The following is a 21,468-nucleotide window of genomic DNA, read 5'->3' as shown; positions in this document are numbered from 1 at the left end:
AACTTGGAACAAGGTGAATAACCGGCGAGCCGGTGACAAAGACTTTGTTGTGTCTGCTAGACTGATTTATTTGAGATGGCGCCTTATCTCAGCAAGCGCTTCGTCACTCCATCCAGCGGCTCAGGCGAATTCGCCTTGTCCTCCGCGTGGCTTGCCGGCCTTGGGAGCGCGTCATCTGAATGTGCGATGCTGAGGTCAATGGCGGCGTCGTGGTCGCGGCAGTCGTCGCCGGCTCCAGGGCAGCGGTGTTTTTGCCGAACTGCGCCTCCAGGTCTCGCCAGGTCGATTCCGGCCAACGGTCGGCACCGATGATCCAGGCTGCGGCGCGGGCATAGACACGGCAGTCGAGGGCTTCGTTGCGTTCGCGAAGCTTCTGCCATTCCAGGCGTGAGAAGCCGCGCCTGGTGCGCACACCGTGACCAGCTGCTCAGCGACGAACTGCTTGCACCACTCGCTGTCCACCCAGGAGGGGAGATGGACAGTTCCTGGCGCGTGTCTGGCCCCAGCCTCCAGCTCCTCGTCTGTTGGCCGGGGCAGGCGAAGGAAGCGATAGGTCTCGGCCTTGAAGGTGGAGCCAGCGACGGTCCACAGCTTTGCACCGCGCCGCAGGCGCTTGCCGTGCGAGGTCGCATCAACAAAGGTGGGGCCAGTGACGGGGCTTGCCCGATTGAAGTTTTCGACGCCCTTGACCGGAGCGACATGGGCCGAGCCCGCTCTGCGCGCCCAGGCATAGACGGCCGGCGCCTCGTAGCCCGTGTCGATCGCTAGCCGCAAGATCCGCATCGTCTTGCCGGACGCGCTTTGCCAGCTGCGGCCGAGCACCTCGTCGAGCGCCTTCCAGCAGGCTTCGTCTCCAGGACCGCCGTCCAGCACGATATGCTCGACCAGCCAGCTTTCCAGACCACGGCCCCATGCCCAGACGTCGACCTCGATGCGATCCTTCTGGATGTCGGCCCCGGCGGTGAGGAACAGGCCGCCGGCAGGAACGCTGCCCGCTTGCCATCGCTCGCGCCGGTCATGCAGGCGCTGCCAATCCGGCGCCTCGCCGGTCTCGACCCAGGTCTCGCCGAGAACGGTGTTGCGGCTTTAAGCGACTCGTCCGACCCTTGGGCCGCCTCGAAGGCGCGAGCGATCGCTTGCCATGAGAGCCAGCCGGCCGGTGAATAGAGAGCCGAAAGGTGGAAGCCTGCCGTGGCAGGATCTGTGGCGATTGCGCTCGCACGCCATTCCCCTTCCTGCAGCATGGCAGTCTTGCTGTGCTCGCCGATCGTGACGTCACACGCCTCGCAGTGATAACAGACGGTCTCGGGCTTGCCCTTGTCCCAGCGCAGCCGCTCGAACTTCAGCCACTGCATGACGCCGCATTCGGGGCAGGGGATATGGTAGCGGCGCTGGTCGGACGCCTCATACTCCCGCTCGATGCGTGACAGTCCGCGAATGGTGGGCGTCGAGGCCAGGAACACCTTTCGGCGATGCGAGAAGGTCAGAGAGCGTGCCTCTGCAAGGGTAACTGGATCGCCCTCGTCGTCGGCGGAGGCGGGATAGGCATCGACCTCGTCGAGGAAGATGTAGCGCGCCGGCGTCGAGCGCAGACCGACTGCCGAGTTCGCACCGGTCATGATCAGGATGCCACCGTTGAACTCCTTCGACAGCATCGTGTTGCCGGCATCGCGTGAACGGGCGGGCTTCACCCGGTCGCGCAAGGCAGGGCTCTCCTCGATCAGGGGATCGATGCGATGACGCGAGTTGCGCTTGGCAAGCTCGACAGTCGGCTGCACGGCCAGCATCGGTCCCGGCGCCTGATGGATGATGAAGCCGATCCAGTTGTTGCCGGCTTCCGTTGCGCCGACCTGGGCGGCCTTCATGAACACGACCCGCTGCACAGGAGAGCCGGGCGACAAGGCGTCCATGATCTCGCGCATGTAGGGCGTGCGGCTGGTTCGGTAGCGGTCGGGCTCGGCGGAAGCTCTTGCCGCCAGCATGCGGTGCTGGTCGGCCCATCCCGATACCGTCATGAACGGGTCTGGGCGCAGGCCCTCGCGCCAGGAGGACTTCAGTTCATCAACGCCTTCGAAGTGGAACAGGCCTTGTTCCAGAACCTCATCGGAAGTCAGTGCGGACATCGGCCAGTTCCCCCAGATGAGCTCTCACCTGGCTCTCGAGAAGCTGGTGCATGACGGCGGCATCGACGCCCAGTTCAGCCGACAGGATCGCAGCGACGCGTCCGGGCCAATTCACCCAGGCGTCCCGTTCCTCCCGGGCCAGCCGGAACAGCAGGGTCTTGGCGCGATCGAGGGAGACAAGCTCGCCCTTCAGCTTCTGAAGCTTCAGCCGGCGCTCCTGGGCCTTCAGCACCTCATTGGCCGTCTTTGCGTGCAGGAAGGTGGTCGAGCCTCCCACGACGGGCGCCGCAAGCCCCTGTTCGCGCAACGTCTCGCCAACGGCCGATAGCGCCTCCTCGGGCACGGCCTTCAGTTTGGTCCGGGGCAGGGAGCGCCTCTGCTTTGAAGGATCGGTCAGAGCTGCCCGGCGTGCATCGGACCCTGCCGCATCAATCGAGCGATCCTCAAACAACACCAGCCGCCCGGAAATCCTGGCCTTCTGTATGGCGCCGCGGGAGACCCCGGCATGGGCGGCATACTGGCGCTCGCTCATCCCCTGCATGGTGGCCTCTCTTGCTTATGCCTGGCCAAACGAAGGTCAGGCCGCGGATCGGCCGCAATGAACGTCGGCGACGTCGAGACCACTGCCCTCAAGAATCGCCTTGCCGCCCGTGAAGTTCTGCCATCTCTCTACCGCGACATCGCAGTAGCGAGGATCGAGCTCCATCGCGAAGCAGGAACGGCCGGTGGTCTCGGCGGCAATGATGGTAGTGCCGCTGCCGGAGAAGGGCTCATAGACCGACGAACCCTTGGCGCTGTTGTTCAGCATCGGCCGCCGCATGCATTCAACCGGCTTTTGCGTGCCGTGGACCGTGGCGTCGTCCTCACCCTGGTCACCGTTGCCGATCATCCAGATGGTGGTCTGGTCGCGCGCTCCCTGCCAGTGCCCGGTGGCGCCCTCCCTCACCGCATACCAGCACGGCTCGTGCTGCCAGTGATAGTGGCCACGGCTGAGGACCAGGCGGGGCTTGGCCCAGATGATCTGGGAGCGGATGCCGAAGCCGGAAGCAACCAGGCTGTCGGCCACCGTCGAGGCATGGACACCTGCATGCCAGACATAGGCCACATCACCGGGAAACAGCGACCACGCCTCGCGCCAGTCCGCGCGATCGTCATTGGTCACCTTGCCGGTGCGGCTGCTGTTCGAGACGCCCGCTTCCCTCCTCCAGGAAGGATCGTAGTTCACCCCGAATGGCGGATCGGTGATCATGAGGTGCGGCACAGCACCCGACAGCAGCCGTTCGACATCTGCCGCGGCCGTAGCATCGCCGCACAGCAGCCGGTGCTTTCCGAGCACCCAGAGGTCGCCGGGGCGGGTGACCGGATCGACCGGCGGCACTGGAACCTCGTCCTCGCCGGCAGCGCCTTCGGTCTCGTCGTGAAGCTCGCCCATCAGCCGGTCGAGTTCCGCATCGTCGAGCCCGGTGAGGCTCAAGTCGAAGCCCTCGCCATTCAGCGCATGAAGCTCCTGAGAGAGCAGGGCATCATCCCAGCCGCCCAGCTCCGTCAGCTTGTTGTCGGCAATGCGGTAGGCACGCCGCTGCGCTTCGCTCAGATGATCGAGGATGATCACCGGCACCTCTGGCAGGCCCAGTTCCCCCGCAGCCAGGATGCGGCCATGACCTGCGATCACCTCGCCTTCGGCAGACACCAGCACAGGCACCGTCCAGCCGAACTCGGCCATGCTGGCGGCGATCTTGGCCACCTGGTCCGGAGCATGTGTCTTGGCGTTCCCGGCATACGGCCTCAGCCGATCGATCGGCCAGTGCTCGATGGCTTCCGGTGCGAACTGGACAGGCATGCGGTCTCCTCGAAGATGATGTGGCTTCTAGATCCTGCTGCTGGATCCGTCGGTGGACCCCCATCTGGATCCGAACTGGACTCCGGGTCCAACAGGGGTCCAGCGGCAGTTTCAAATCCGTACGCTTGATCAAAGGCTTACGCGGTCCCGGCTCTGAACTTGACTCCGGGTGGCTTCCCAAAAAAATATGCCTGACACTGGCGACCCTCGGCGCTGCGCCCCCCTGCATGGCTTCACCGCCCCGGAAGGACCCGTTGCGTCCCTCAGGTGTGACCCGCTCTTGTCAATGATGAGAGTCTAGCAGAGACGCCAACTCTTTGGAATCATGACATGTTTCGCGCCACTTCCTTTGTTTGCGCAGGTCTTCGCTCGCAATTCCATTAAGGCGAGAAACAGTGCCGATCGCGCCATCAGGGACACCTTCAAGGGCAAAACCGCCATGTCCAGGATTACCCCCTAACCAGACATATCAGAGAGTTGGCAAACCGACGTGAATGGACCCAGAGCGGAAAATCGGGTGAATCGACTCCTCCTCGGGATGCAAATACAATTTGCCGCAGTGAGAGTACCCCTCTGCGATGTCCGAAGAACGCGTTCAACGCCGCCTTGCTGCCATTCTGGCCATCGACGTGGTTGGCTATAGCCGCCTCACGGAGCGCGACGAGGTAGGTACCTTGGCTACACTCAAATCTCGGCGTCGAGAGATCCTTCAGCCAATGATCTCCAAACATCACGGTCGCATCATCAAACTGATCGGGGATGGCGCGCTAATAGAGTTCGGAAGCGCAGTCAACGCCGTAAACTGCGCTGTCGAATTGCAGAAAGCTATGGATATCGCGAATGCAGATGCGGCTGGGGACCGACGCATTGTATTGCGTGCAGGAATTAATCTCGGCGATGTGATGGTGGAGGGCAGCGATCTCTACGGCGACGGAGTCAACGTCGCGGCTCGGCTCGAGAGTCTGTCAGAGCCCGGGGGATTGTGCATCTCAGGAAGTGTCTTCGAGCAGATCAACGGCAAGCTGCCCCATTCATTCGTTTCGTTGGGTCCGCAGACTCTCAAAAACATCGATCGACCGATCCAAACCTATCGGCTCGCGGGCAAGGATCGTGCCGCGGGTGTCGTCTCCGCTGTTGAACTTTCCCTTCCCGTCAAGCCGTCAATAGTCGTCCTCCCCTTTGTGAATATGAGTGCTGACGCCGAGCAGGCGTATTTCGTCGATGGATTGACGGAGGATCTGATTACCGACCTCTCCAAAGTGCCCGAGCTCTTCGTCATCGCCCGGAACTCATCCTTTGCCTATAAGGGCAGATCGGTAGATACCCGCCAGATCGCTCGCGAACTGGGCGTTAAATATGTACTGGAGGGTAGCGCCCGACGGGTGGCGGACCGCGTGCGGATCAATGCCCAGCTCATCGATGCTCCCGCCGGTGGGCACATCTGGGCGGATCGCTTCGATCGGGACCTTGCCGATATCTTCGCGGCACAAGACGAAGTCGTCGGCAAGATTGTGGAGGGGCTCGCCGGCAAGTTGGCCGCGGCAAACCTGAAGGAGCGCTATCGGCCAACTAACCTGGGGGCCTATGATCTCTATCTAAGGGGGCGGGCTGAATGGGCACACTCGACGGAGGCGGGCGTTGCGGCCATTCCATTGTTCGAGCGGGCCATCGCGCTCGATCCTAACTACGCCGATGCCTACCGCTGGTTGGCGATCAGTCAGTGCGAGGCGTGGGTCTTTAGGAACTATCCGATGAATCCCCTTCGTCAACAGTCTATGGCGTCGGCAAGAAAGGCGATTGAACTCGATCCCGAAAATTCTGGCACGCATTGGGTGCTCGCGTTCATACTCCTCCTCGAGCGCCAATGGGATGAGTCTGCCAAAGAGTACGAGATTTCGCTCCGGCTTAATCCGAACGATGCCGATGCTTGGGCAAACTTCGGGGATCTGAAGACCTATGAAGGTCGCGGAGTAGAGGCCATCGCCTGCATCGAGAAGGCATTGCGCCTGAATCCGCGCCCGCCGAGCTGGTATTTCTGGTTACTCGGAGGTGCCCAATCCGCTGCCGGTAAGTATGAGGAGGCAGTGAAGACGCTGAGGAATGATGCAACATATCGAACCGAATCCAGGGTTAATTTGGCGTCGATCCTGGCGCGGCTCGGCAGGTTAGACGAAGCGCGTGAAGAGGCCACGCTGTATCTGGCAACAACCCCTCATTTCAAGATTAGCCATTGGGTGGAATCCCAGCCCTATCGCGACCTAGCCTTGCGAGACATGTACGTCGAAGGCCTTCGTAAGGCTGGCTTTCCGGAATGACTAACTTCTTATTCGACGGAACCACCATGCTCGGAGTCGGCTTGGGCCCTTCTGCCACAAGGCAACGGCAACCGATCATGCAATCGTGCATGATCTAACCATGCGCGTTTATGAGTGAGTCGGTTTTGAGCCGACAGCGAAATGGGGCTTCTGGCGTCCGAAAAACGATAGAGGATGTTCAGCCCGGTGGGCGGACGTTCTCTGACGGCTAGTTGCGCATAGATGCGAGTGCTAAGCTCCCAGTGGGAGGCATCGTGGCGCGCCCGGAACGAAAGCTTGTGGCGGTTTTGGCAGCGGACGTAGCTGGCTACTCGCGTTTGATGGCGGCAGATGAGGCCGGGACTCTCGTCCATTTAAAGGCATTGCGCGCCGAAGTGATCGATCCGAAGATCGCGCAATTCAGGGGTCGGCTGGTCGGCACCGCGGGCGACAGTCTGCTGATCGAGTTTCCCAGCGCCGTCGATGCGTTGCAGTTCGCAGTCGAGACGCAAGAACGCATTTCGGCACGCAACACGGATCTTCCCGAAGACCGGCGCATGGCCTTCAGAATGGGTGTCAACGCCGGCGAGGTTATCCTGGATGAGACGACGATCTACGGTGACTGCGTAAACGTGGCCGCCAGGCTGGAAAAGGTCAGTGAGCCCGGAGGCGTCGTCATTGGACGCAGCGTCTATGATCAAGTGAGGGGAAAGATTCCCTATACGTTCGTCGACCTGGGCCAGCATACGATGAAGAACATTGCCGGGCCTGTGCGTGCCTACCGGGTTCAAACAGAAGAGCGTGATGATCCAGAACCTTCAGCGTCAATTGCTTCAGCGGAGGATTTGCCGCTTCCGTTCAAGCCATCGGTGGCGGTTCTTCCGTTCACAAACATGTCTGCAGACCGCGAGCAGGATTATTTCTCGGATGGAATAGCCGAGGACCTCATCACCGAGCTCAGTCGCAGCCAGAGTCTGTTCGTGATCGCGCGCAATTCCTCGTTCGCTTTCAAGGGTCAATCCGTAAACATCACCGAGGTCGGAAGGAAGCTCGGTGTACGGTACGTCGTCGAGGAAGCGTTCGAAAGGCTGCTGCTCGCGTCAGGATCACTGCGCAGTTGATAGAAGCGGCCACTGGCAATCACGTCTGGGCCGAGCGCTATGATCGAGACCTCGAAGACCTTTTCGCTGTTCAAGACGAGGTGACAGAGAGGATCGCCTGGGCACTGGTCGGCAAGGTTGGCGCTGCTGAGATCGTTCGGACAAGGCAAACGCAAGCGAGCCTCAGCGCATATGACGCGTTCTTGCGCGGCATCGATGCTATGCATCGATTCACCGAGAAGGACACCGTCGCTGGTGTCGAGTTCTTAAAGCTTGCGCTTAGCTTGGATCCTGATTCGGCGCGGGCGCATGCATGGCTCGCGGACGCCTACGCGACCCTCTCCGCTTTCAGAGCGGACGGAGACATGAAGGAGTTGGCCATGCAGTCGGCGCTGCGGCCATCGAACTCGGCGACGCCAGCGGACTGGCAGAAGCGGTCATCGCCGCTCTGCATGGACGGAAAGGGGAGTTCGAGGCCGCCGAGACTCATGGACAACGCGCGCTCGCGTTGGGCCAGACAAACCCGGAGGTAATCGTCTGGGTCGGGTACATCTGCCTCTGGAGCGGTCAACTCACAAAGGCCCGCGAGATCGGTGAATGGCTCAGGCGGCTGAGTCCACTCGAACATCGCGATGTCCACGAGCTACTCGCATACGCTTACTATCTGCTCGGTGAATATGGGGCCTCGATGGATTCGTTCCGCCGTTGGGACAACAACAACAATCAACGCGGGTTTGCCAATCTGGCTGCGTGTTTGGGACAGCTCGGACGCATCGAGGAGGCAATATTGGCCTGGAGCAGGTGCCTCGAGCGCAAGCCTGGTTTCACTCTAGTCGACTACAAGCGAGGCTCTCCATATCGCCGTCAGGAGGACGTGGAGCACTGGCTAGATGGCCTGAGGAAAGCAGGCATTATGGGTTGAAGGGTGACGACGCAGCAGCCGCGCCGCCACGACACGTGATCCGGCCCTCAACGGCCTTTCTGCACCTCGACTATCTCGTCCGCCGGCAATGGGTCGCCGTTTGATCGCGGATCCGTTCAGTTTCGCGCGCGGAAGGAACGGCAGCTTTGCGCCTCAAGCCGGTTATAGAAAACGGTATTGCCGTCCTCCGAAACCGGACGTTACGTATCAATCGGATCGCATTCTCGAACCTTGCCGACGATCGCGGATAGCGTACGGTGCGGGTGTCGGCAGGATCGCTGTCATTGGGATATTCCAGGGCGCTCAGGCGCCGGCGGCAATTAGTTCTATCAAATGGGGCCTGCCGACCCCGGCAGCAGCCGCGATAAGCTGACCGCTTCCGGCAATTGCCACAGATCTGACCTCCGATGGCAGCCGCAGTCGGGCGATCTCAGCACCCGTGGCCACATCCCAGAGCCGAACCGTCCGATCATCAGACCCAGTAACGAGGCGGGTCCCATTTGGGGAGAAGGCCACGCTAGCGACTTCTCCCCCATGGCCTTCGAGACAGATAGCCTCGGCTCCTGTTGCCGTGTCCCAAATCCGCGCCGTCTTGTCCCAGGACCCGGTGGCGAGGCGCATTCCGTCCGGGGAGAAGGCGATACTTGCGACCGGACCCTTGTGGCCTTCAAGCCTTAGGTTGACCGCCCCGTTCGCGACCGTCCCTATGCCTCGTGCAATTATTTCGCCGGTCGCCAGATTCCACACCCGCGCCGTCCCGCTCCAATCTCTGACAGTGAGGTATCTGCCATCCGAGGAGAAGGCGACGCTTCTGACCCCGTCCACATGGCCTTCGAGTCGGGCGATTTCCGCGCCTGTAGCCACATCCCAGACCCGTGCCGTCTGGTCGTCGGACCCGGTGGCGAGACGGGCGCCATCTGAGGAGAAGGCCACGCTGGTGATCTCCCCCATATGGCCTTCGAGCCGGATGGTTTCCGCGCCCGACGCCAGATCCCAAATCCGCGCGGTCCCGCCCCGAGACGCGGTGGCGAGACAGTTTCCGCGCGGCGAAAAAGCCACGGTCTTTACCCAACTGCGGTGTCCCCTTAGCAGGGCGATTTCCGCGCCTGTAGCCACATCCCAGACCCGCGCCGTCTGGTCATCGGAGCCAGTGGCGAGGCGCGTCCCGTCCGGGGAGAAGGCCACGCTAGCGACCCCTGCCCCATGGCCTTCGAGCAAGCTCTCTGCCCCTGTTGCAACGTCCCAAAGCCGCACAGTCGCACCGGACCACTTGGCGACGTGTGCCCCATTCGGGGATACCTCCCGGAAGCTGTCATAGGCTTTAAACCCTGACCCACTCGCCAAATCCCACATCTGCGTCGTTCCGTCGCTGAACCCGGTAGCGATGCGAGCCCCGTCCGGAGATAACGCCACGCTGAGCGGTGAGACGCTAGGACCGGCGAACCGGGCTATCTCCGCACCCGTGGCTACCTTCCAGATCCGCGCCCCGTAGCCGTAGGTCGCTGTGGCAAGGCGCGCACCATCTGGGTGAAAGGCCACGCTCGGGACATCGCCCCCCTGCTTCTCAAGCCTTGCAATCTCCGAACCTGTCGCCACGTCCCAGACCCTCGCAGTCCGGTCGTCAGACCCGGTGGCGAGGCGCGTTCCGTCCGGGGAGAAGGTCACAGCCGTCACCCAATCGTCATGGCCTCTGAATCGACTCACCTCTTTCAGCGAAGCCACATTCCAGAGCCGGGCGGTCCCGTCATATGACCCTGCAGCGAGACTTAACCCATCCGGCGAGAAAGCTACGCTTGTCAGCAAGCCTCGATTGCCTTCGAGCTGGGCGACCCGTGTCGCTGCAGAGTCCCACAGCCGCACCGTCCGGTCATCCGAACCGGTGGCAAGGCGTCTTCCATCTGGGGAGAAGGCGATGCACCTGACGCCGCCCCCGTGACCTTCGAGCCGGGTCATCTCCGCGCCGGTCACAGTGTTCCAGAGCCGCGCGGTCCCGTCATGGGAGCCGCTCGCGAGAAGCGTTCTCTCAGGGCAGAAGGCTACGCTAGAAACGCCGTAGCCATGACCTTGGAGGCATATGATCTCAGCACCCGTTTCCACGTCCCAGACCCGAACGGTCTTGTCCCAGGACCCGGTCGCAAGGCGAGCTCCGTCCAAAGAGAAGGCGACGCCCATAACCCCGGCTGCATGGCCAAGTCTAGTAATCTCTACACCACTCGACGCGTCCCAGACCCGAGCCGTCTCGTCACTGGACCCGCTAGCGAGCCGCTTCCCGTCCGGTGAAAAGACCACGCAGCAAACTAAGGCCCCGTGACCGTCGAGTCGCTGGACCTCCGCACCCGTTTCCACGTCCCAGATCCGCACCGTCTTGTCCCAGGAGCTCGTGGCGAGGCGCGTCCCGTCACCAGAAAAGGCGACGCTCCAAACGGGGCCCTTATGGCCTTCGAGTCGTAGAATCTCCGCACCCGTTCCCACGTCCCAGATCCGAGCCGTGTTGTCCCTGGAGCCGGTGGCGAGGCGCGTCCCGTCGTCGGAAAAGGCGACGCTGCGACACCCCTCGAACCGAGCGATCTCCCTTCCTCTCGCGACGTCCCAAAGCCACGCCATTGTATCCTCGGACGCCGTGGCTAGGTGCTTCCCATCCGGGGAGAAGGCGATACTGGTCACACGAGACTCAGTTCGAAGGCGCATGAGCTCGGCTGGAGAGTCGGCTGGAGAGTCGGTTATTGGGATCGGAACGAGCGCCGGCACCCGCAGGTCCCGGCGCCACGCCTTAAGAGCTGCACTGGTTCCCGGCGTTTTCGCTACGTTACCCAGAAGTTGTGGAATGACCTGATCAGGACCGTCGATCGCGAGATCCTGTCCAACAACGGCAAGCAACCGGCCCACACCTCGAGACACTTCACCGCGCCCTAACTCGGCGTAAGTGCTGACGAGGCCGGTCGCCCCCTCGCCCGCGGCAATACCGGCCGCCAACCGGGCTTCTATCCAGTTAACATCGGAGAGGAGTGCTTCAAGCCTTGCGTCTTCTCCCGCTCCCGCGAGATGTATCGGAAGATGCTCCAGTGCGTAGGGAACAGCCTTGAGGCCGCGCCAGTCTCGAGCGGCCAGGTCCCCTATGACGTCAGCGACTTCTCTATCAAGCACGCGGAGCCGGTGCGCTCCCAGTCGCTCGCGCAGACGGGTGCGCACGACGTCGTGCAATCTGAACACGCCACGTGCAGAATCGTAGCGCTCAACGAACGAAAGGTCCCGGAGCCGTAGGAGGAGGTCCTCGGCGTCAAGCGCAGCGAGGCCACCAGTCCGCTGCCACAGGCGAAACACCAGCGGCACCGGGATGTCCTGATCCTCTGCAAACACGCCGAACTCCTCGAGTCGTGTGGTCGCCTCGGTGCCTTCGCGATATTCCAGCGCCTCAATGCTCAAGTCCAGGGACGCCGCAGCGGCCGCATTGCGTTCGTCAGGATTGCGCGCATCGAACGCGCCGATCCCCTTTGCCGCCCACGCCTCCTCAACTGCGGCCAGAGCCTTGTCGAGTGGATGCCCCGCCTCGAGCCGGCGGGCGATGCGACCTTGCGCGAGCCGCAGCAACAGCGGCCATTCTCCGAGTGCAGCGGCGAGGCGACCCAGCCGGTCGCGCATGGATGCTGCGATCGCTGCGGGTTCGAGGCCGTGAGCCAGCATCGCCATGGCCTCGCCAGACTTCATCGCATCCACAGGCACCATAGTCATCCGGCCGCGGCCCCTGGGGAGGACTGCAGCGTCGCGAGTGGTCACGAGCCGGGCGCAGAGCTCCCCCCCGACGAGGAATGGCTCGAGATCGCGTTGGCGCCAGACGTCATCGACAACGATTAGGCAGTGGCGTTGCTCGAGCGCCTCTCGCCAGCGAGCAACCGCCAGATCCGGGTCGGTCTCGAGAGGCGCGGCGGGGTTGAGCGCGCGCGTGAGGGTGTTGAGCCGGCCGGTGACGTCACCCGGCGACTCGCCGAGCGTGGTCCAGAGGATGCCGTGGAAGAACGCCTCGCCGATGTCGTCGTCGTGAGCGAGCCTGGCGGCGAGCGATGTCTTGCCGTAGCCGCCGGCACCCCGCAGCGCCGCGGTGATCGCCACCGCGTCACCCTTGCCGTCGATAAGCGCGCGCTTCACACGCTCGTACTCCTCGGGGCGGTCGACAAAGCCCGGCGGAGGCTCCGGCGCAAGGAAGGGTACGCGCGGCTGGCCGCTCGCCCCCTCGAGAATGCGGATCAACTGACGCCATTGCTCGTCGACGTCGGGGTCAAGCGCATGAGCTCGGGCAAGCGCGCGCGGCAACTTCACGAAATCTGGTCTGTTGCTCGCGTCGACCACCGGCGTAACCCTAACGCCCTCCTGGCGGGCGAGCCGCCACTCGCGGCGAACAATCTCCGAATCGACGGCCTTTGGACTCAAGACTAGGACGAGGTGCTCCACCTCGGGCCGGCGGAGAAACCCCGCGATTTGCTCCCACCAGTCATTCCCGCCTTCCATATCGGCCAAGTCCTGCCAGACCGCCAAGCCAGCCTCGCGAATACGGTCATGCAATTTCCGGGCAAAGGCGTGCCCGTCTGACCGTGCATAGCTTACAAAGATCCGGGGCGCGTCCGTCATTGTCTAGGTCGCTAGAAGGGGTCGGGCCAAGCAGGAAGCATGGAATATCGAAGGTTTATATTGAATCCACCCCAACGGGCAACCAAAGGCACTGCGGGCAGACATTTCGGGCACATAGTTTACCTCGTTATAAGGGACCTATGCGTTCCAAGGTGACTTCGCATCGCCCCATTGAGCGATTTAACCGCATCAAAACACACAATGATCTTGGGTCGGGTGCCGTCGACTTTCTGATGGACGTCACCTGAAACCGGACCGTCTCCTTTCGGCCCAACTCCGGTCATTCGAGAAACCGGCGGCGACGACCGCTTCCGCTTAACGGTCCTTCTGAGCCGCGACCACTGCACGCCGTTTAATTAGCCACAACGTCAGCACGAGCGGCCTGCCAGCCAATTGCCGGCTTTTGACGGACTTTCTATGGCTAGCAGGCATCCCTATTGACGACAGGTCAACTTCGACAGAACACTGGATTTGATCGTCGCAAGTCGGAGGCTACAGTGTCTGAGGATCATTCAGGCGGATCGGCGCGATACACCGCGAGCTGCACCGCCATCTTCCGTCCGCGCCAGAACTGCGGGTGAAGGCGCTGGAAAGTCTTTTGGTCGAAAAGGGATTGCTCGACCCAAATACCGTCGATGCGTGGATCGAGGTTTACACCGAGCAGATCGGTCTGAGCATGCCCAGCAGTTCAGTATTGTGCCGGCTAAGGCGCCAAGGTGGCAAACACGAAGAGGTGTATTGAGCGCGTGTGCCACGCTTGTGTTTTTGCTGTGTGCTGCAATCGTTTGGTGGGTGCTGAGGTAAGTGTGGGCATGGTCGCGTGATGCGAACCCGTCGCTTGGAGAATACCGCGAGCCGACGACGTCTTTGTGGTGGCGATGTGCCGGACATGGATACCGGACTGCACGACCGGATGGTCATAGACACGAAACACGCGGCGAGGGGGCCGTTGGATCATCGTACGCTCACCCCGGCTCGCTGGGACGCCGCGGCCTAAGTCGCCAAGTCCACGATATCGCGCGGCCATCTTTCTGAATGAGGCGTACGATGATCCGTGACGATTCGATAGTAAGGGAGGAACAAAATGCCAATCGGAGCAGCAGTGGAGTACCTGCATAAGTTGCGCAGAGAGGCGATCCATGCGGAAGCGGGCAATGTAAAAGGGCTCACGCGTCATTTGCAGATGAACATTGGGAAGTCGCGGGATCTTTTGGAAACGACGGAGGCCACGGATGCTGCTCTGGCTCACCTTCTGGGGGCGGGGAACGCGCTTATTTGGGAGCTTGCGCCTATTTCAAAACAGACCGCTGAGCTAAGGAAAGACAAGATTGCTGATTTAAGGCACGCCTTTGTAACGGCGTTAAACATCGCTGTTGAGGAGGTTAGAAAGGCGAAGCCAAAAGCCTAGGCCACGCTCTGCTTCCAAAGCTCACACTGGCCGGAGTTCAAACCCCGGTCGGCCAACCAACATCGATGTCAATTGCGACCAGACCGTCTTCGTCTGTGCTGCTGTAATCTGGGTGGGGACGTGAGGGGGCTGAGTACAGCCGCAACCATCGAAGCGTCTTCAACTGAGAACGGAACACGACGCTCACACGTCCACGCCGGCTTTGCGAAACCCCTCGAGCCACAGTTCACGGTCTTCGGCCAGCGCGCACATGCCTGCACAATTGCGGGCGAATGCCGGAATATCGAAACCTGTCGGTGCCTCGCCTAGAATTGCTTTTGCCTCATCGATCCTCCCCAGTTGGGAAAGGCACATCGACTGAAGCAATCTTACATAGAAAGGTGCGCCGTTAACTGTTTTGTAGGTCTTAAGGGCTCCTTCAAAGTCACGCATTAGATACTGTACGTCTGCCAAGATAACCGTCCATCCCGGCGGCACGCGTGGCTCAGCCCGATATACACGTTCAATTATTTCCCGTGCGCGATTGTGTTCGCCTATGAAGGCGAGAACTAGTGCGCGTGTGGCGGCCGTGGAGATGTCACGCGGATTGAGTAAACTTGCACTATCAGAGTATCGTCTTGCATTGTCTCCATCACCGAGCATTAGGTACGCAGCTGCTACCTGTTCAAGCACGTAGGCGTCTGTCTTGTCGGCAGCGATAGCTCTTTCAGCGTATCCGCGAGATAGTTCGGCGACTTTCATATGAGTGCCACGTGCGGATCCGGTGAATCTTCTATAGCCATACAGGCCACTCAACATGGCCAACGCTCTCGCATATTGAGGATCAACTTTGATCGCCTGATTCAGGCAGCTTATAGCATCCTCCTCATCGCCATTTCTCGAAGCCTGCCTGCCGCGCAACCACAAACTATAGGCGGTGGTGCTTGTCGTCGGATTTCGCTGCCGAGCTTTGCTTGCTGCTTCATCTAGATTGTAAAAAAGCCGACCAAGAATAGCATCAACGATCTCGTCCTGAACTTGAAATATGTCTTCAATTTTCCGATCGAAGTTTTCTGCGAACGCATGAGTCCCAGTTTGAACGTCAATGAGTTGAACTGTAGCACGGACCCTGTTGCCGGCTTGCCGAATGCTTCCCTCGATCACAAAATCAGCCCGAAGCTTGCGGCCTATCTCCGCCACGTTTATGGACCGATCCTTAAACAGAGCTGTCGTGTTACGTGCAATCACTGACAGATGTTGATAGTGGGAAAGCTCCGTGATTATGTCCTCGGTTATTCCATCCGAGAAATAGTCTTGTGCTGGGTCGCCAGACATATTTGCGAACGGCAATACCGCCACCGTCGTACGCTCGTTGCCCCTTAGGGATTGGGCTTCTTGGACTCCTTCTGCGTCCCTGGGCCTGATGCGATAGGCGCGAATTGTCCTGGATATATTCTTGAGGGAGCTTTCCCCAATATCCTCGACTGAAATCTCGAGCTTTCCTTGAATCGCGTCGTACATTTGGCCCGAAATGCAAATACCTCCCGGCTCGGACAGAGTTTCAAGCCGAGCTGCGATGTTAACACCGTCACCGTAGATATCCGACTCGTCCTCTATGATGTCTCCTAGGTTAATGCCTATCCGCAATCTGATCCGGTTAGCATCTGCTAGCATTTCATTTGCCTTGGCCATGCGGAGCTGAAGTTCGAGCGCACAACTCACCGCATTTACCGCGCTTGCAAATTCGGCCAGGATTCCGTCACCCATGAACTTGACAATTCGACCTGCGTGCTCTCGAACGGCGGGCACCACGATCTCTCTTCGCCGTTCCTTGAGCACACCAAGAGTGCCGAGTTCATCCGCCTCCATGAGGCGGGAGTAACCAACCACGTCGGCCACTAGGATGGCAGCCAAACGGCGCTGCGCAGAGTTTCCCACCACTGCCGACCAACCTCTTCGATCCCATCGCCCCCAACCAATCTACAACTCGGCGCAAATGTCTGCCAGAAACTTGCCTCAAGACGGTCGAGCAGGCTTTTGGCGCGCGCCGATCGCCTTCCCACCGTGCATTCTGCACCTACCGTTCGACTGAACAGGGGTTGAGGAACCGATCGGGAAGGATGTCGTCCCGACCAGGCGGGGCTGCGATTGGCTTGGAGCCGACGAAAGGTGCAGGGAAGCCCATCAGCGTTTCCTCATCATCTTCTTGAGCTCGGCCTGCATCCGGCGGCGTTCGGCGCGGTTCCCCTGACCGCTGGTGGCGGCCTTGGAGAACTGCTCGATTTCCTGGCGTTCGAGGCGACCCGGCGATTGCATCTGGTCGAAAGAGCGGCGGTTCCCGTCGCGGAAGGCCAAGTGCATAGGCGTTGATGAACGTCGGGTCCTGGCTGAGCTCACCGATGATGGCCAGCTCGATAGCCGACCAGTCGCGCGACATGACCAGGTGCTCGTCGTCATCGCCTTCGAAGAAGCCACGGACGTACGTGCTCTCGCCACGCTTGGCGAGCTGCATGGCGTTCGGGTCCTCACAGGCCATGCGCCGGGAAGCCAGCATGGAGGTGAACCGATTTCGGGTGGAGTACGACGTTCCTTGGGTAAATCCGCACCAACTGTAAGTCGGAAACCCAAAGGTCAGAGCGACGTAGCCTCATACCGGAAGCGGCAGAGCGTATGTTTCTGTTTTGTTACGAGAGAGCCAGGGACTGAGTATGGTAGAGAAGCGGTGCTTCGAACTTCCGCGGTGACGCTAGCGAGGTCGATGCTCATGCGGACCACAATGTCCGCTCTTCGCGATTGGCAAACTGAAGCTGCCATTCTCCTTTCGGCCCCAGATGAGACGTTTGGTACCTTGTGCTGAGGGATGCCCGTTCCGATCGACGAAACATTCCACCACCCATCGCAGACCTTTATTTGGTGGGATGGGAAGGTCTTGGACGTGTCGCGAGTGCCGGCTATGGAGCGTGGGCTCGTGGCACCTGACTGCTGTCCCACTGTCCCACGCTCTAGGGCGCGGGACAGTGGGACAGCCGTGATTCACGCATATCCCAGTGGCGTCGTGGTCGGTGAAGACGGTCAGAGCTTCGATACCGGCAAGCACGGGGAACTTCGCAATTCCGCCTGCCGACAAAGCCGCCCACATCGGCCGGAAGCCCATGGCCATGCAGGCCAGTGCGGTCTCGATCCCCTCGGTGACATGGAGGCCGATGCTCACGTTCTCGTCCGCGGAGAGCTTCACGCAGGCGCCGGCGGCCCGGCCCAGCATCTTCTTGGGGTTTCCAAGACCTGGGACTTCCGCCTTGCCCCTGCCATCCGGCTTCAGGGCGGTCCTGTGCACGCCGCAGAGCTCATTCGTGCGGATGTCGACCATCCCAGTCAGCATTGACGGCAGCCGCACGGTGGTTCCGTCCTGAAGCCGGAAAGGGCAGGCACCGAGGAACCGGAGGGCATGGCCGTCCAGGACTTCATGGGCAAGCCCGAGCCCGCGGTCGAGCAGGTAGACCGCCGCGAGTGTGCCGTCTATGGGCACTGCCTCCCGCCACAGCCTGTGTGCGATATCGATGCGAGAGCGGTCGCACAAGGGGTTGGTCGCCGGCGACGGCCGGGACAATTGTGCGTTCAGACGGTGGTGTCCGCTACCCGGAATGCCGAGCATATCCCGGACATGGTCACGGCAAATACGCCAGTCGTCGTCTGCAAAACTGTTGACCCGGAAACCGTCGGCGGCGTCAGAATCGAGCATCACCGACATCGACCTGTCCGCGCGCGAATGGCCCGGGCCCGGCGCGACGATGCGGCATGGGCCGATGACGTCGCCGCCGAGCGCTTTTGCAACTGCGGCGGTCATCATGATGCGCCTCCCGCAATCTCGGCGAGCCGCGTGAAATAATCCTGCGCTGATTGCTCTTCAGCTCTGGCGACGGCGAGCGCGTCGGGCGGCAGCAGATTCTCAATCTCGGTTCTGAGGATGCTGCGCAGGATGCCGGCGGGCATCGCCTCCGCCTCGACCGTCTCCATGATGTGCGGGGAACGGAGGCGGGCTTTCGTGCGGCGATCGCGTTTTATCGTGCCTGCACGATAAATTGTGCTCATGCTTGCCTCCCCGACGAGAAAGCGAGTTCGGCGATCACAAGCGCCAGCGAGATCGACACTGCGTAGTGGGCGACAATGCGCTGAACTTGAAGATCGATCACGCTCGGCGTATAGCCCGAGACGTCAATCCTGCCAGGAAGCATGGTGACATCGGCTCGGTGAGCGACTGACAGCATTGCCGGGTCTTTACGTTTGTAAGACATCGGCGGTCACTCCCACGAGCCGATGATCGACGAATGGGTCTCGGCGCGCCGCCGGCGTTCATAGGCTTCCACATCGGTAACTGCATAGACAACCTTGCCGCCAATTTTGATGTAGTTCGGACCCGTCTTGCGCCACCTCCACCTCTCCAATGTGCGCTCGCTTATGCGCCAGCGATCGGCCAGTTCAATCTGTGTGAGATGGGGGGACATGATATTCTCCGATTGCGATGTCATTCGCTGGAGAACGTGCACCTTGCACCCCGTCAGTGTCCCCTGACGCAGATCGGACGGAGGGCTGACAGCACTGACGCGAGAAGCCGTAATGGAGCGCACCATACAGCGAGAGCAAACTTCTCATTTTCTTGCCAAACGGCGGTCGCCACTGCCAATGCGCCGGCCTTCAGTGAAAAACGGTGTCGCCTACTACCTTTTGAAATTCAAACTGAGACGCTACCGATCGTGTTGGGCTTGGACACGTAGCCGATACATGCCGCGACGGTCATCGATGAGAAGCCGCCAGCTCGGTTCGGTGTGCCGCCGGAATAGATCGCCAATGCTGCGAGTGGCGGCACCCGCCCGATGCAACAGGATTTTCCCGTTGCGCCAAGGGTTGTCAGTCAGGCTCGCCTGGTGAAGCTGGCGGACGACCGCTGCCTGCAGGCCGACGAACCGGAACTCGGTCGTGCCAATGCAGACGACGGTGTAGTCCTCGTTCGCGGTGACAATGGTTCCCCGAGGTTCGCCGTCACCTTGAACCGATGACGACTGAGCTTCGGGTCTATCCTCCTCCGTGACGGGGCTTAGCGGGGGCGCCCCTGGCGCTATGCGGATCCCAGTCAATTCGACACCGCCGCCCTTCGCGCGTCCCGAGCTGATATCCGTAATTCGAAGGCTCTTCCACGCGTCGGTTGGAATCGGCCTCACCACGCCAAATGGAAACGTCTCGCGCACGTAGGCCGTCAGCTTGCCTGCCTGAAGCTGTGACCTGAGCTCTCCCAAAATCCGCTCCCAAGCCTGTCTCATTGCCGCCTCGGCTTCCTTGATCCGAGCGGCCGGTCGGTTGGCGGCGACGGCCTGTGGTCCGTGGACGTATTCGGAGTATCTAACGCTCCTCCTTGGGAGTTCTCGGCGGGCCTTCGCCGCTCGCTCACAAGCCTGTAACAGCGCAGACGGCATGAAGCTCCGAAGGGCCTGCTTCATCGCAACGGCTGTCGCAGGGAACTCATTGGAATTGGCCTGATAGGTCATCTGTGGCTCCAGGCGGCCTGCCGGCAGAGCGACGCTATTCTTCGCTGGATTACCCACGATCACAATTCTTTTCGCCGCATTCCACCGCAATTCGCTGGGTGCTGGAGTGGTTCGTTTTGACGGTTAAATCTTGGTCACCAAGAACAACCGGATTCGAACGATGTCGAGTAGTCCCAACCCTCTCCTGCCTGTTCGGATGAGTGCTTCGGAACGTCTCAGCGAGGCGGCGGAAACCCTGGCGGCCGGCGTCATGCGTCTGCGAGCACGACAGTCAAGCAGACTATCTGGCGAGCGGGAGAATAGTTTCGTGGACTTCACCGCCAACCAGAGCGGTCATGCAGCCGCACTCGAACCGGCGGAGAATGGAGCATGACGGACGCGGTGATCGGCAGGCTGGCAGCCATCAAGACGATGGACATCGTTGCCCTGAAGGGAATGTGGCGGGAGCTCTTCGCCGCGGAGCCACCGCCCTACAATCGCAAGTTCTTGGAGAGCAGGCTGGCCTACCGGGTGCAGGAACTCGCCTATGGCGGGCTGAAGCCGGAGACGCTGAAGCGGTTGGCCGCACTGGCCGAAGACCTAGGGTCCCGCTCGAACGGACGTGGTACCCGCTCTGAAATCGACCTGTCGTCGGCACCAGGCTGATGCGCGAATGGAAGGGTGTCGAGCATTCCGCGACGGTGCTGGCCGACAGCTACGAATATGATGGCAGGCCGTATAAATCGCTCTCGGCAATCGCCCGGGCGATCACCGGCACCCGGTGGAACGGCTGGCTGTTCTTCGGGCTGCGCTGTCAGAAGGGAGCAGACCGATGAAGGCCGCTGCCCCAACCTCGAAGCCGATTGTTCGAAAACTGCGCTGCGCGGTCTACACGCGCAAGTCCTCGGAAGAGGGCCTCGACATGGAATTTAACTCGTTGGACGCTCAGCGCGAATCCTGCGAAGCCTACGTTGTCAGCCAGCGGGCGGAGGGCTGGGTGCTGGTGCCGGATCGCTACGACGATGGCGGTATCTCCGGCGCCACGCTGGAACGGCCAGGCCTCAAGCGGCTGCTACGCGATGTCGAAGCCGGTCTGGTCGATGTCGTTGTTGTCTACAAGATCGACAGGTTGTCTCGGTCGCTGATGGACTTTTCCAAGCTGGTCGATGTGTTCGACGCCAACGACGTCACCTTCGTGTCAGTTACCCAGTCATTCAATACGACCACCTCCATGGGTCGGCTGACGCTGAATATCTTGCTTTCGTTCGCGCAGTTCGAGCGCGAGGTAATCGGTGAGCGCATCAGGGACAAGTTCGCTGCATCGCGCAGGAAGGGCATGTGGATGGGTGGCAACGTGCCATTCGGCTACCGGGTTGAGAATCGGAAGCTGCTCATCCAAGGTGAAGAGGCAGCCATTGTCCGCTCAATCTTTGAGCGATTCCTGCAGGTAGGCTCCGCGACCATTTTGGCGCGAAGCCTGAATGCGGAGGGCCTCAGGCGCAAGAACGGGAAGGCCTTCGACAAAGGCCTTCTCTACAAGTTGCTGAGCAACCGGGTGTACATCGGCGAGGCCGTCCACAAGGGCACGAGCTATCCCGGCGAGCATCAGCCAATCATCTCGCAAGATCTCTGGGACAAGGTCCGCTCGATCATTGCCGAG

At 60.9% G+C, this 21,468-nt stretch carries 18 protein-coding genes and 1 pseudogene; 7 read left to right on the top strand and 12 right to left on the bottom strand.

The features are described from left to right. Positions 1 to 103: 103 nt before the first annotated feature. The 3 genes and pseudogenes from AC1DZU_RS34245 to AC1DZU_RS34235 all read right to left on the bottom strand — a co-directional run. Positions 104 to 2,015: pseudogene (locus AC1DZU_RS34245) on the bottom strand (terminase gpA endonuclease subunit); the annotation flags it as partial. A gap of 85 nt (positions 2,016 to 2,100) precedes the next feature. Continuing rightward, positions 2,101 to 2,664 (bottom strand): hypothetical protein, encoded by a 564-nt coding sequence (locus tag AC1DZU_RS34240; protein ID WP_477291708.1) that lies wholly within the window; start codon positions 2,662 to 2,664, stop codon positions 2,101 to 2,103. Positions 2,665 to 2,700: 36 nt separating this feature from the next. Then, positions 2,701 to 3,963: a site-specific DNA-methyltransferase gene (locus AC1DZU_RS34235; protein WP_477291706.1), complete on the bottom strand. Its 1,263-nt coding sequence runs from the start codon at positions 3,961 to 3,963 to the stop codon at positions 2,701 to 2,703. A gap of 578 nt (positions 3,964 to 4,541) precedes the next feature. On the opposite strand from AC1DZU_RS34235, the gene AC1DZU_RS34230 reads away from it, so the two are divergent. The 3 genes from AC1DZU_RS34230 (at position 4,542) to AC1DZU_RS34220 (ending at position 8,279) form a co-directional block, all read left to right on the top strand. After that, complete coding sequence (locus AC1DZU_RS34230; RefSeq protein WP_477291704.1) at positions 4,542 to 6,278, top strand: adenylate/guanylate cyclase domain-containing protein; 1,737 nt, start codon at positions 4,542 to 4,544, stop codon at positions 6,276 to 6,278. 254 nt (positions 6,279 to 6,532) lie between these two features. Beyond that, positions 6,533 to 7,378 carry an adenylate/guanylate cyclase domain-containing protein gene (locus tag AC1DZU_RS34225; protein ID WP_477291702.1) on the top strand — a complete coding sequence of 282 codons (846 nt, stop codon included), beginning with the start codon at positions 6,533 to 6,535 and terminating at the stop codon, positions 7,376 to 7,378. 292 nt (positions 7,379 to 7,670) lie between these two features. Then, positions 7,671 to 8,279: a tetratricopeptide repeat protein gene (locus tag AC1DZU_RS34220; protein ID WP_477291700.1), complete on the top strand. Its 609-nt coding sequence runs from the start codon at positions 7,671 to 7,673 to the stop codon at positions 8,277 to 8,279. Positions 8,280 to 8,582: 303 nt separating this feature from the next. Here AC1DZU_RS34220 and AC1DZU_RS34215 read toward each other — a convergent pair whose 3' ends face one another. Further along, entirely contained in the window at positions 8,583 to 12,902 is a 4,320-nt protein-coding gene (locus AC1DZU_RS34215; protein WP_477291698.1) for a WD40 domain-containing protein, read from the bottom strand. 1,084 nt (positions 12,903 to 13,986) lie between these two features. Between AC1DZU_RS34215 and AC1DZU_RS34210 the strand changes: the two genes are divergently transcribed. Continuing rightward, on the top strand, positions 13,987 to 14,310 hold the full coding sequence (locus AC1DZU_RS34210) for a hypothetical protein (protein WP_477291696.1): 324 nt from the start codon (positions 13,987 to 13,989) through the stop codon (positions 14,308 to 14,310). Between the two features lie 183 nt (positions 14,311 to 14,493). Here the strand turns inward: AC1DZU_RS34210 and AC1DZU_RS34205 are convergent, their stop codons facing one another. The 8 genes from AC1DZU_RS34205 to AC1DZU_RS34170 form a co-directional block, all read right to left on the bottom strand. Next, on the bottom strand, positions 14,494 to 16,188 hold the full coding sequence (locus AC1DZU_RS34205) for an adenylate/guanylate cyclase domain-containing protein (RefSeq protein ID WP_477291694.1): 1,695 nt from the start codon (positions 16,186 to 16,188) through the stop codon (positions 14,494 to 14,496). Between the two features lie 117 nt (positions 16,189 to 16,305). After that, positions 16,306 to 16,401, bottom strand: coding sequence for an HGGxSTG domain-containing protein (locus tag AC1DZU_RS34200; protein ID WP_477291710.1), 96 nt, complete (start codon positions 16,399 to 16,401; stop codon positions 16,306 to 16,308). Continuing rightward, positions 16,367 to 16,801: a hypothetical protein gene (locus AC1DZU_RS34195; RefSeq protein ID WP_477291693.1), complete on the bottom strand. Its 435-nt coding sequence runs from the start codon at positions 16,799 to 16,801 to the stop codon at positions 16,367 to 16,369. Before AC1DZU_RS34195 ends, AC1DZU_RS34200 begins: the two co-directional genes overlap by 35 nt. Before the next feature lie 234 nt (positions 16,802 to 17,035). After that, entirely contained in the window at positions 17,036 to 18,136 is a 1,101-nt protein-coding gene (locus AC1DZU_RS34190; RefSeq protein ID WP_477291691.1) for a DUF7146 domain-containing protein, read from the bottom strand. After that, a complete protein-coding gene (locus tag AC1DZU_RS34185) occupies positions 18,133 to 18,378 on the bottom strand; it encodes a hypothetical protein (protein WP_477291689.1) in 246 nt (81 codons plus the stop codon). Before AC1DZU_RS34185 ends, AC1DZU_RS34190 begins: the two co-directional genes overlap by 4 nt. After that, positions 18,375 to 18,581 carry a hypothetical protein gene (locus AC1DZU_RS34180; RefSeq protein WP_477291687.1) on the bottom strand — a complete coding sequence of 69 codons (207 nt, stop codon included), beginning with the start codon at positions 18,579 to 18,581 and terminating at the stop codon, positions 18,375 to 18,377. Before AC1DZU_RS34180 ends, AC1DZU_RS34185 begins: the two co-directional genes overlap by 4 nt. A 6-nt stretch (positions 18,582 to 18,587) precedes the next feature. Beyond that, positions 18,588 to 18,791, bottom strand: coding sequence for a helix-turn-helix transcriptional regulator (locus AC1DZU_RS34175; RefSeq protein ID WP_477291685.1), 204 nt, complete (start codon positions 18,789 to 18,791; stop codon positions 18,588 to 18,590). A 240-nt stretch (positions 18,792 to 19,031) separates the two neighbouring features. Further along, a complete protein-coding gene (locus tag AC1DZU_RS34170; RefSeq protein WP_477291683.1) occupies positions 19,032 to 19,829 on the bottom strand; it encodes a hypothetical protein in 798 nt (265 codons plus the stop codon). Positions 19,830 to 20,198: 369 nt separating this feature from the next. On the opposite strand from AC1DZU_RS34170, the gene AC1DZU_RS34165 reads away from it, so the two are divergent. The 3 genes from AC1DZU_RS34165 to AC1DZU_RS34155 form a co-directional block, all read left to right on the top strand. Then, positions 20,199 to 20,474: a DUF2924 domain-containing protein gene (locus AC1DZU_RS34165; RefSeq protein ID WP_477291681.1), complete on the top strand. Its 276-nt coding sequence runs from the start codon at positions 20,199 to 20,201 to the stop codon at positions 20,472 to 20,474. Beyond that, on the top strand, positions 20,474 to 20,644 hold the full coding sequence (locus AC1DZU_RS34160) for a DUF2924 domain-containing protein (RefSeq protein ID WP_477291679.1): 171 nt from the start codon (positions 20,474 to 20,476) through the stop codon (positions 20,642 to 20,644). Before AC1DZU_RS34165 ends, AC1DZU_RS34160 begins: the two co-directional genes overlap by 1 nt. Beyond that, positions 20,641 to 21,468, top strand: an 828-nt coding sequence (locus AC1DZU_RS34155; protein WP_477291677.1) for a recombinase family protein, incomplete at its 3' end; no start/stop codon positions are given. The genes AC1DZU_RS34160 and AC1DZU_RS34155, both read left to right, overlap by 4 nt.

The organism is Mesorhizobium sp. P2_A12 (assembly GCF_056405075.1).
The sequence above is the reverse complement of the archived record's forward strand: the minus strand, read 5'-3'. Positions and strand labels throughout refer to the sequence as shown.

Excerpts from the sequence above, each read along its gene's own strand:
- AC1DZU_RS34240 (WP_477291708.1), bottom strand. The coding sequence starts at position 2,664 with ATGCAGGGGATGAGCGAGCGCCAGTATGCCGCCCATGCCGGGGTCTCC.
- AC1DZU_RS34235 (WP_477291706.1), bottom strand. The coding sequence starts at position 3,963 with ATGCCTGTCCAGTTCGCACCGGAAGCCATCGAGCACTGGCCGATCGAT.
- AC1DZU_RS34230 (WP_477291704.1), top strand. The coding sequence starts at position 4,542 with ATGTCCGAAGAACGCGTTCAACGCCGCCTTGCTGCCATTCTGGCCATC.
- AC1DZU_RS34220 (WP_477291700.1), top strand. The coding sequence starts at position 7,671 with ATGGCTCGCGGACGCCTACGCGACCCTCTCCGCTTTCAGAGCGGACGG.
- AC1DZU_RS34215 (WP_477291698.1), bottom strand. The coding sequence starts at position 12,902 with ATGACGGACGCGCCCCGGATCTTTGTAAGCTATGCACGGTCAGACGGG.
- AC1DZU_RS34210 (WP_477291696.1), top strand. The coding sequence starts at position 13,987 with ATGCCAATCGGAGCAGCAGTGGAGTACCTGCATAAGTTGCGCAGAGAG.
- AC1DZU_RS34195 (WP_477291693.1), bottom strand. The coding sequence starts at position 16,801 with ATGCAGCTCGCCAAGCGTGGCGAGAGCACGTACGTCCGTGGCTTCTTC.
- AC1DZU_RS34190 (WP_477291691.1), bottom strand. The coding sequence starts at position 18,136 with ATGATGACCGCCGCAGTTGCAAAAGCGCTCGGCGGCGACGTCATCGGC.
- AC1DZU_RS34185 (WP_477291689.1), bottom strand. The coding sequence starts at position 18,378 with ATGAGCACAATTTATCGTGCAGGCACGATAAAACGCGATCGCCGCACG.
- AC1DZU_RS34180 (WP_477291687.1), bottom strand. The coding sequence starts at position 18,581 with ATGTCTTACAAACGTAAAGACCCGGCAATGCTGTCAGTCGCTCACCGA.
- AC1DZU_RS34175 (WP_477291685.1), bottom strand. The coding sequence starts at position 18,791 with ATGTCCCCCCATCTCACACAGATTGAACTGGCCGATCGCTGGCGCATA.
- AC1DZU_RS34170 (WP_477291683.1), bottom strand. The coding sequence starts at position 19,829 with ATGACCTATCAGGCCAATTCCAATGAGTTCCCTGCGACAGCCGTTGCG.
- AC1DZU_RS34165 (WP_477291681.1), top strand. The coding sequence starts at position 20,199 with ATGACGGACGCGGTGATCGGCAGGCTGGCAGCCATCAAGACGATGGAC.
- AC1DZU_RS34160 (WP_477291679.1), top strand. The coding sequence starts at position 20,474 with ATGCGCGAATGGAAGGGTGTCGAGCATTCCGCGACGGTGCTGGCCGAC.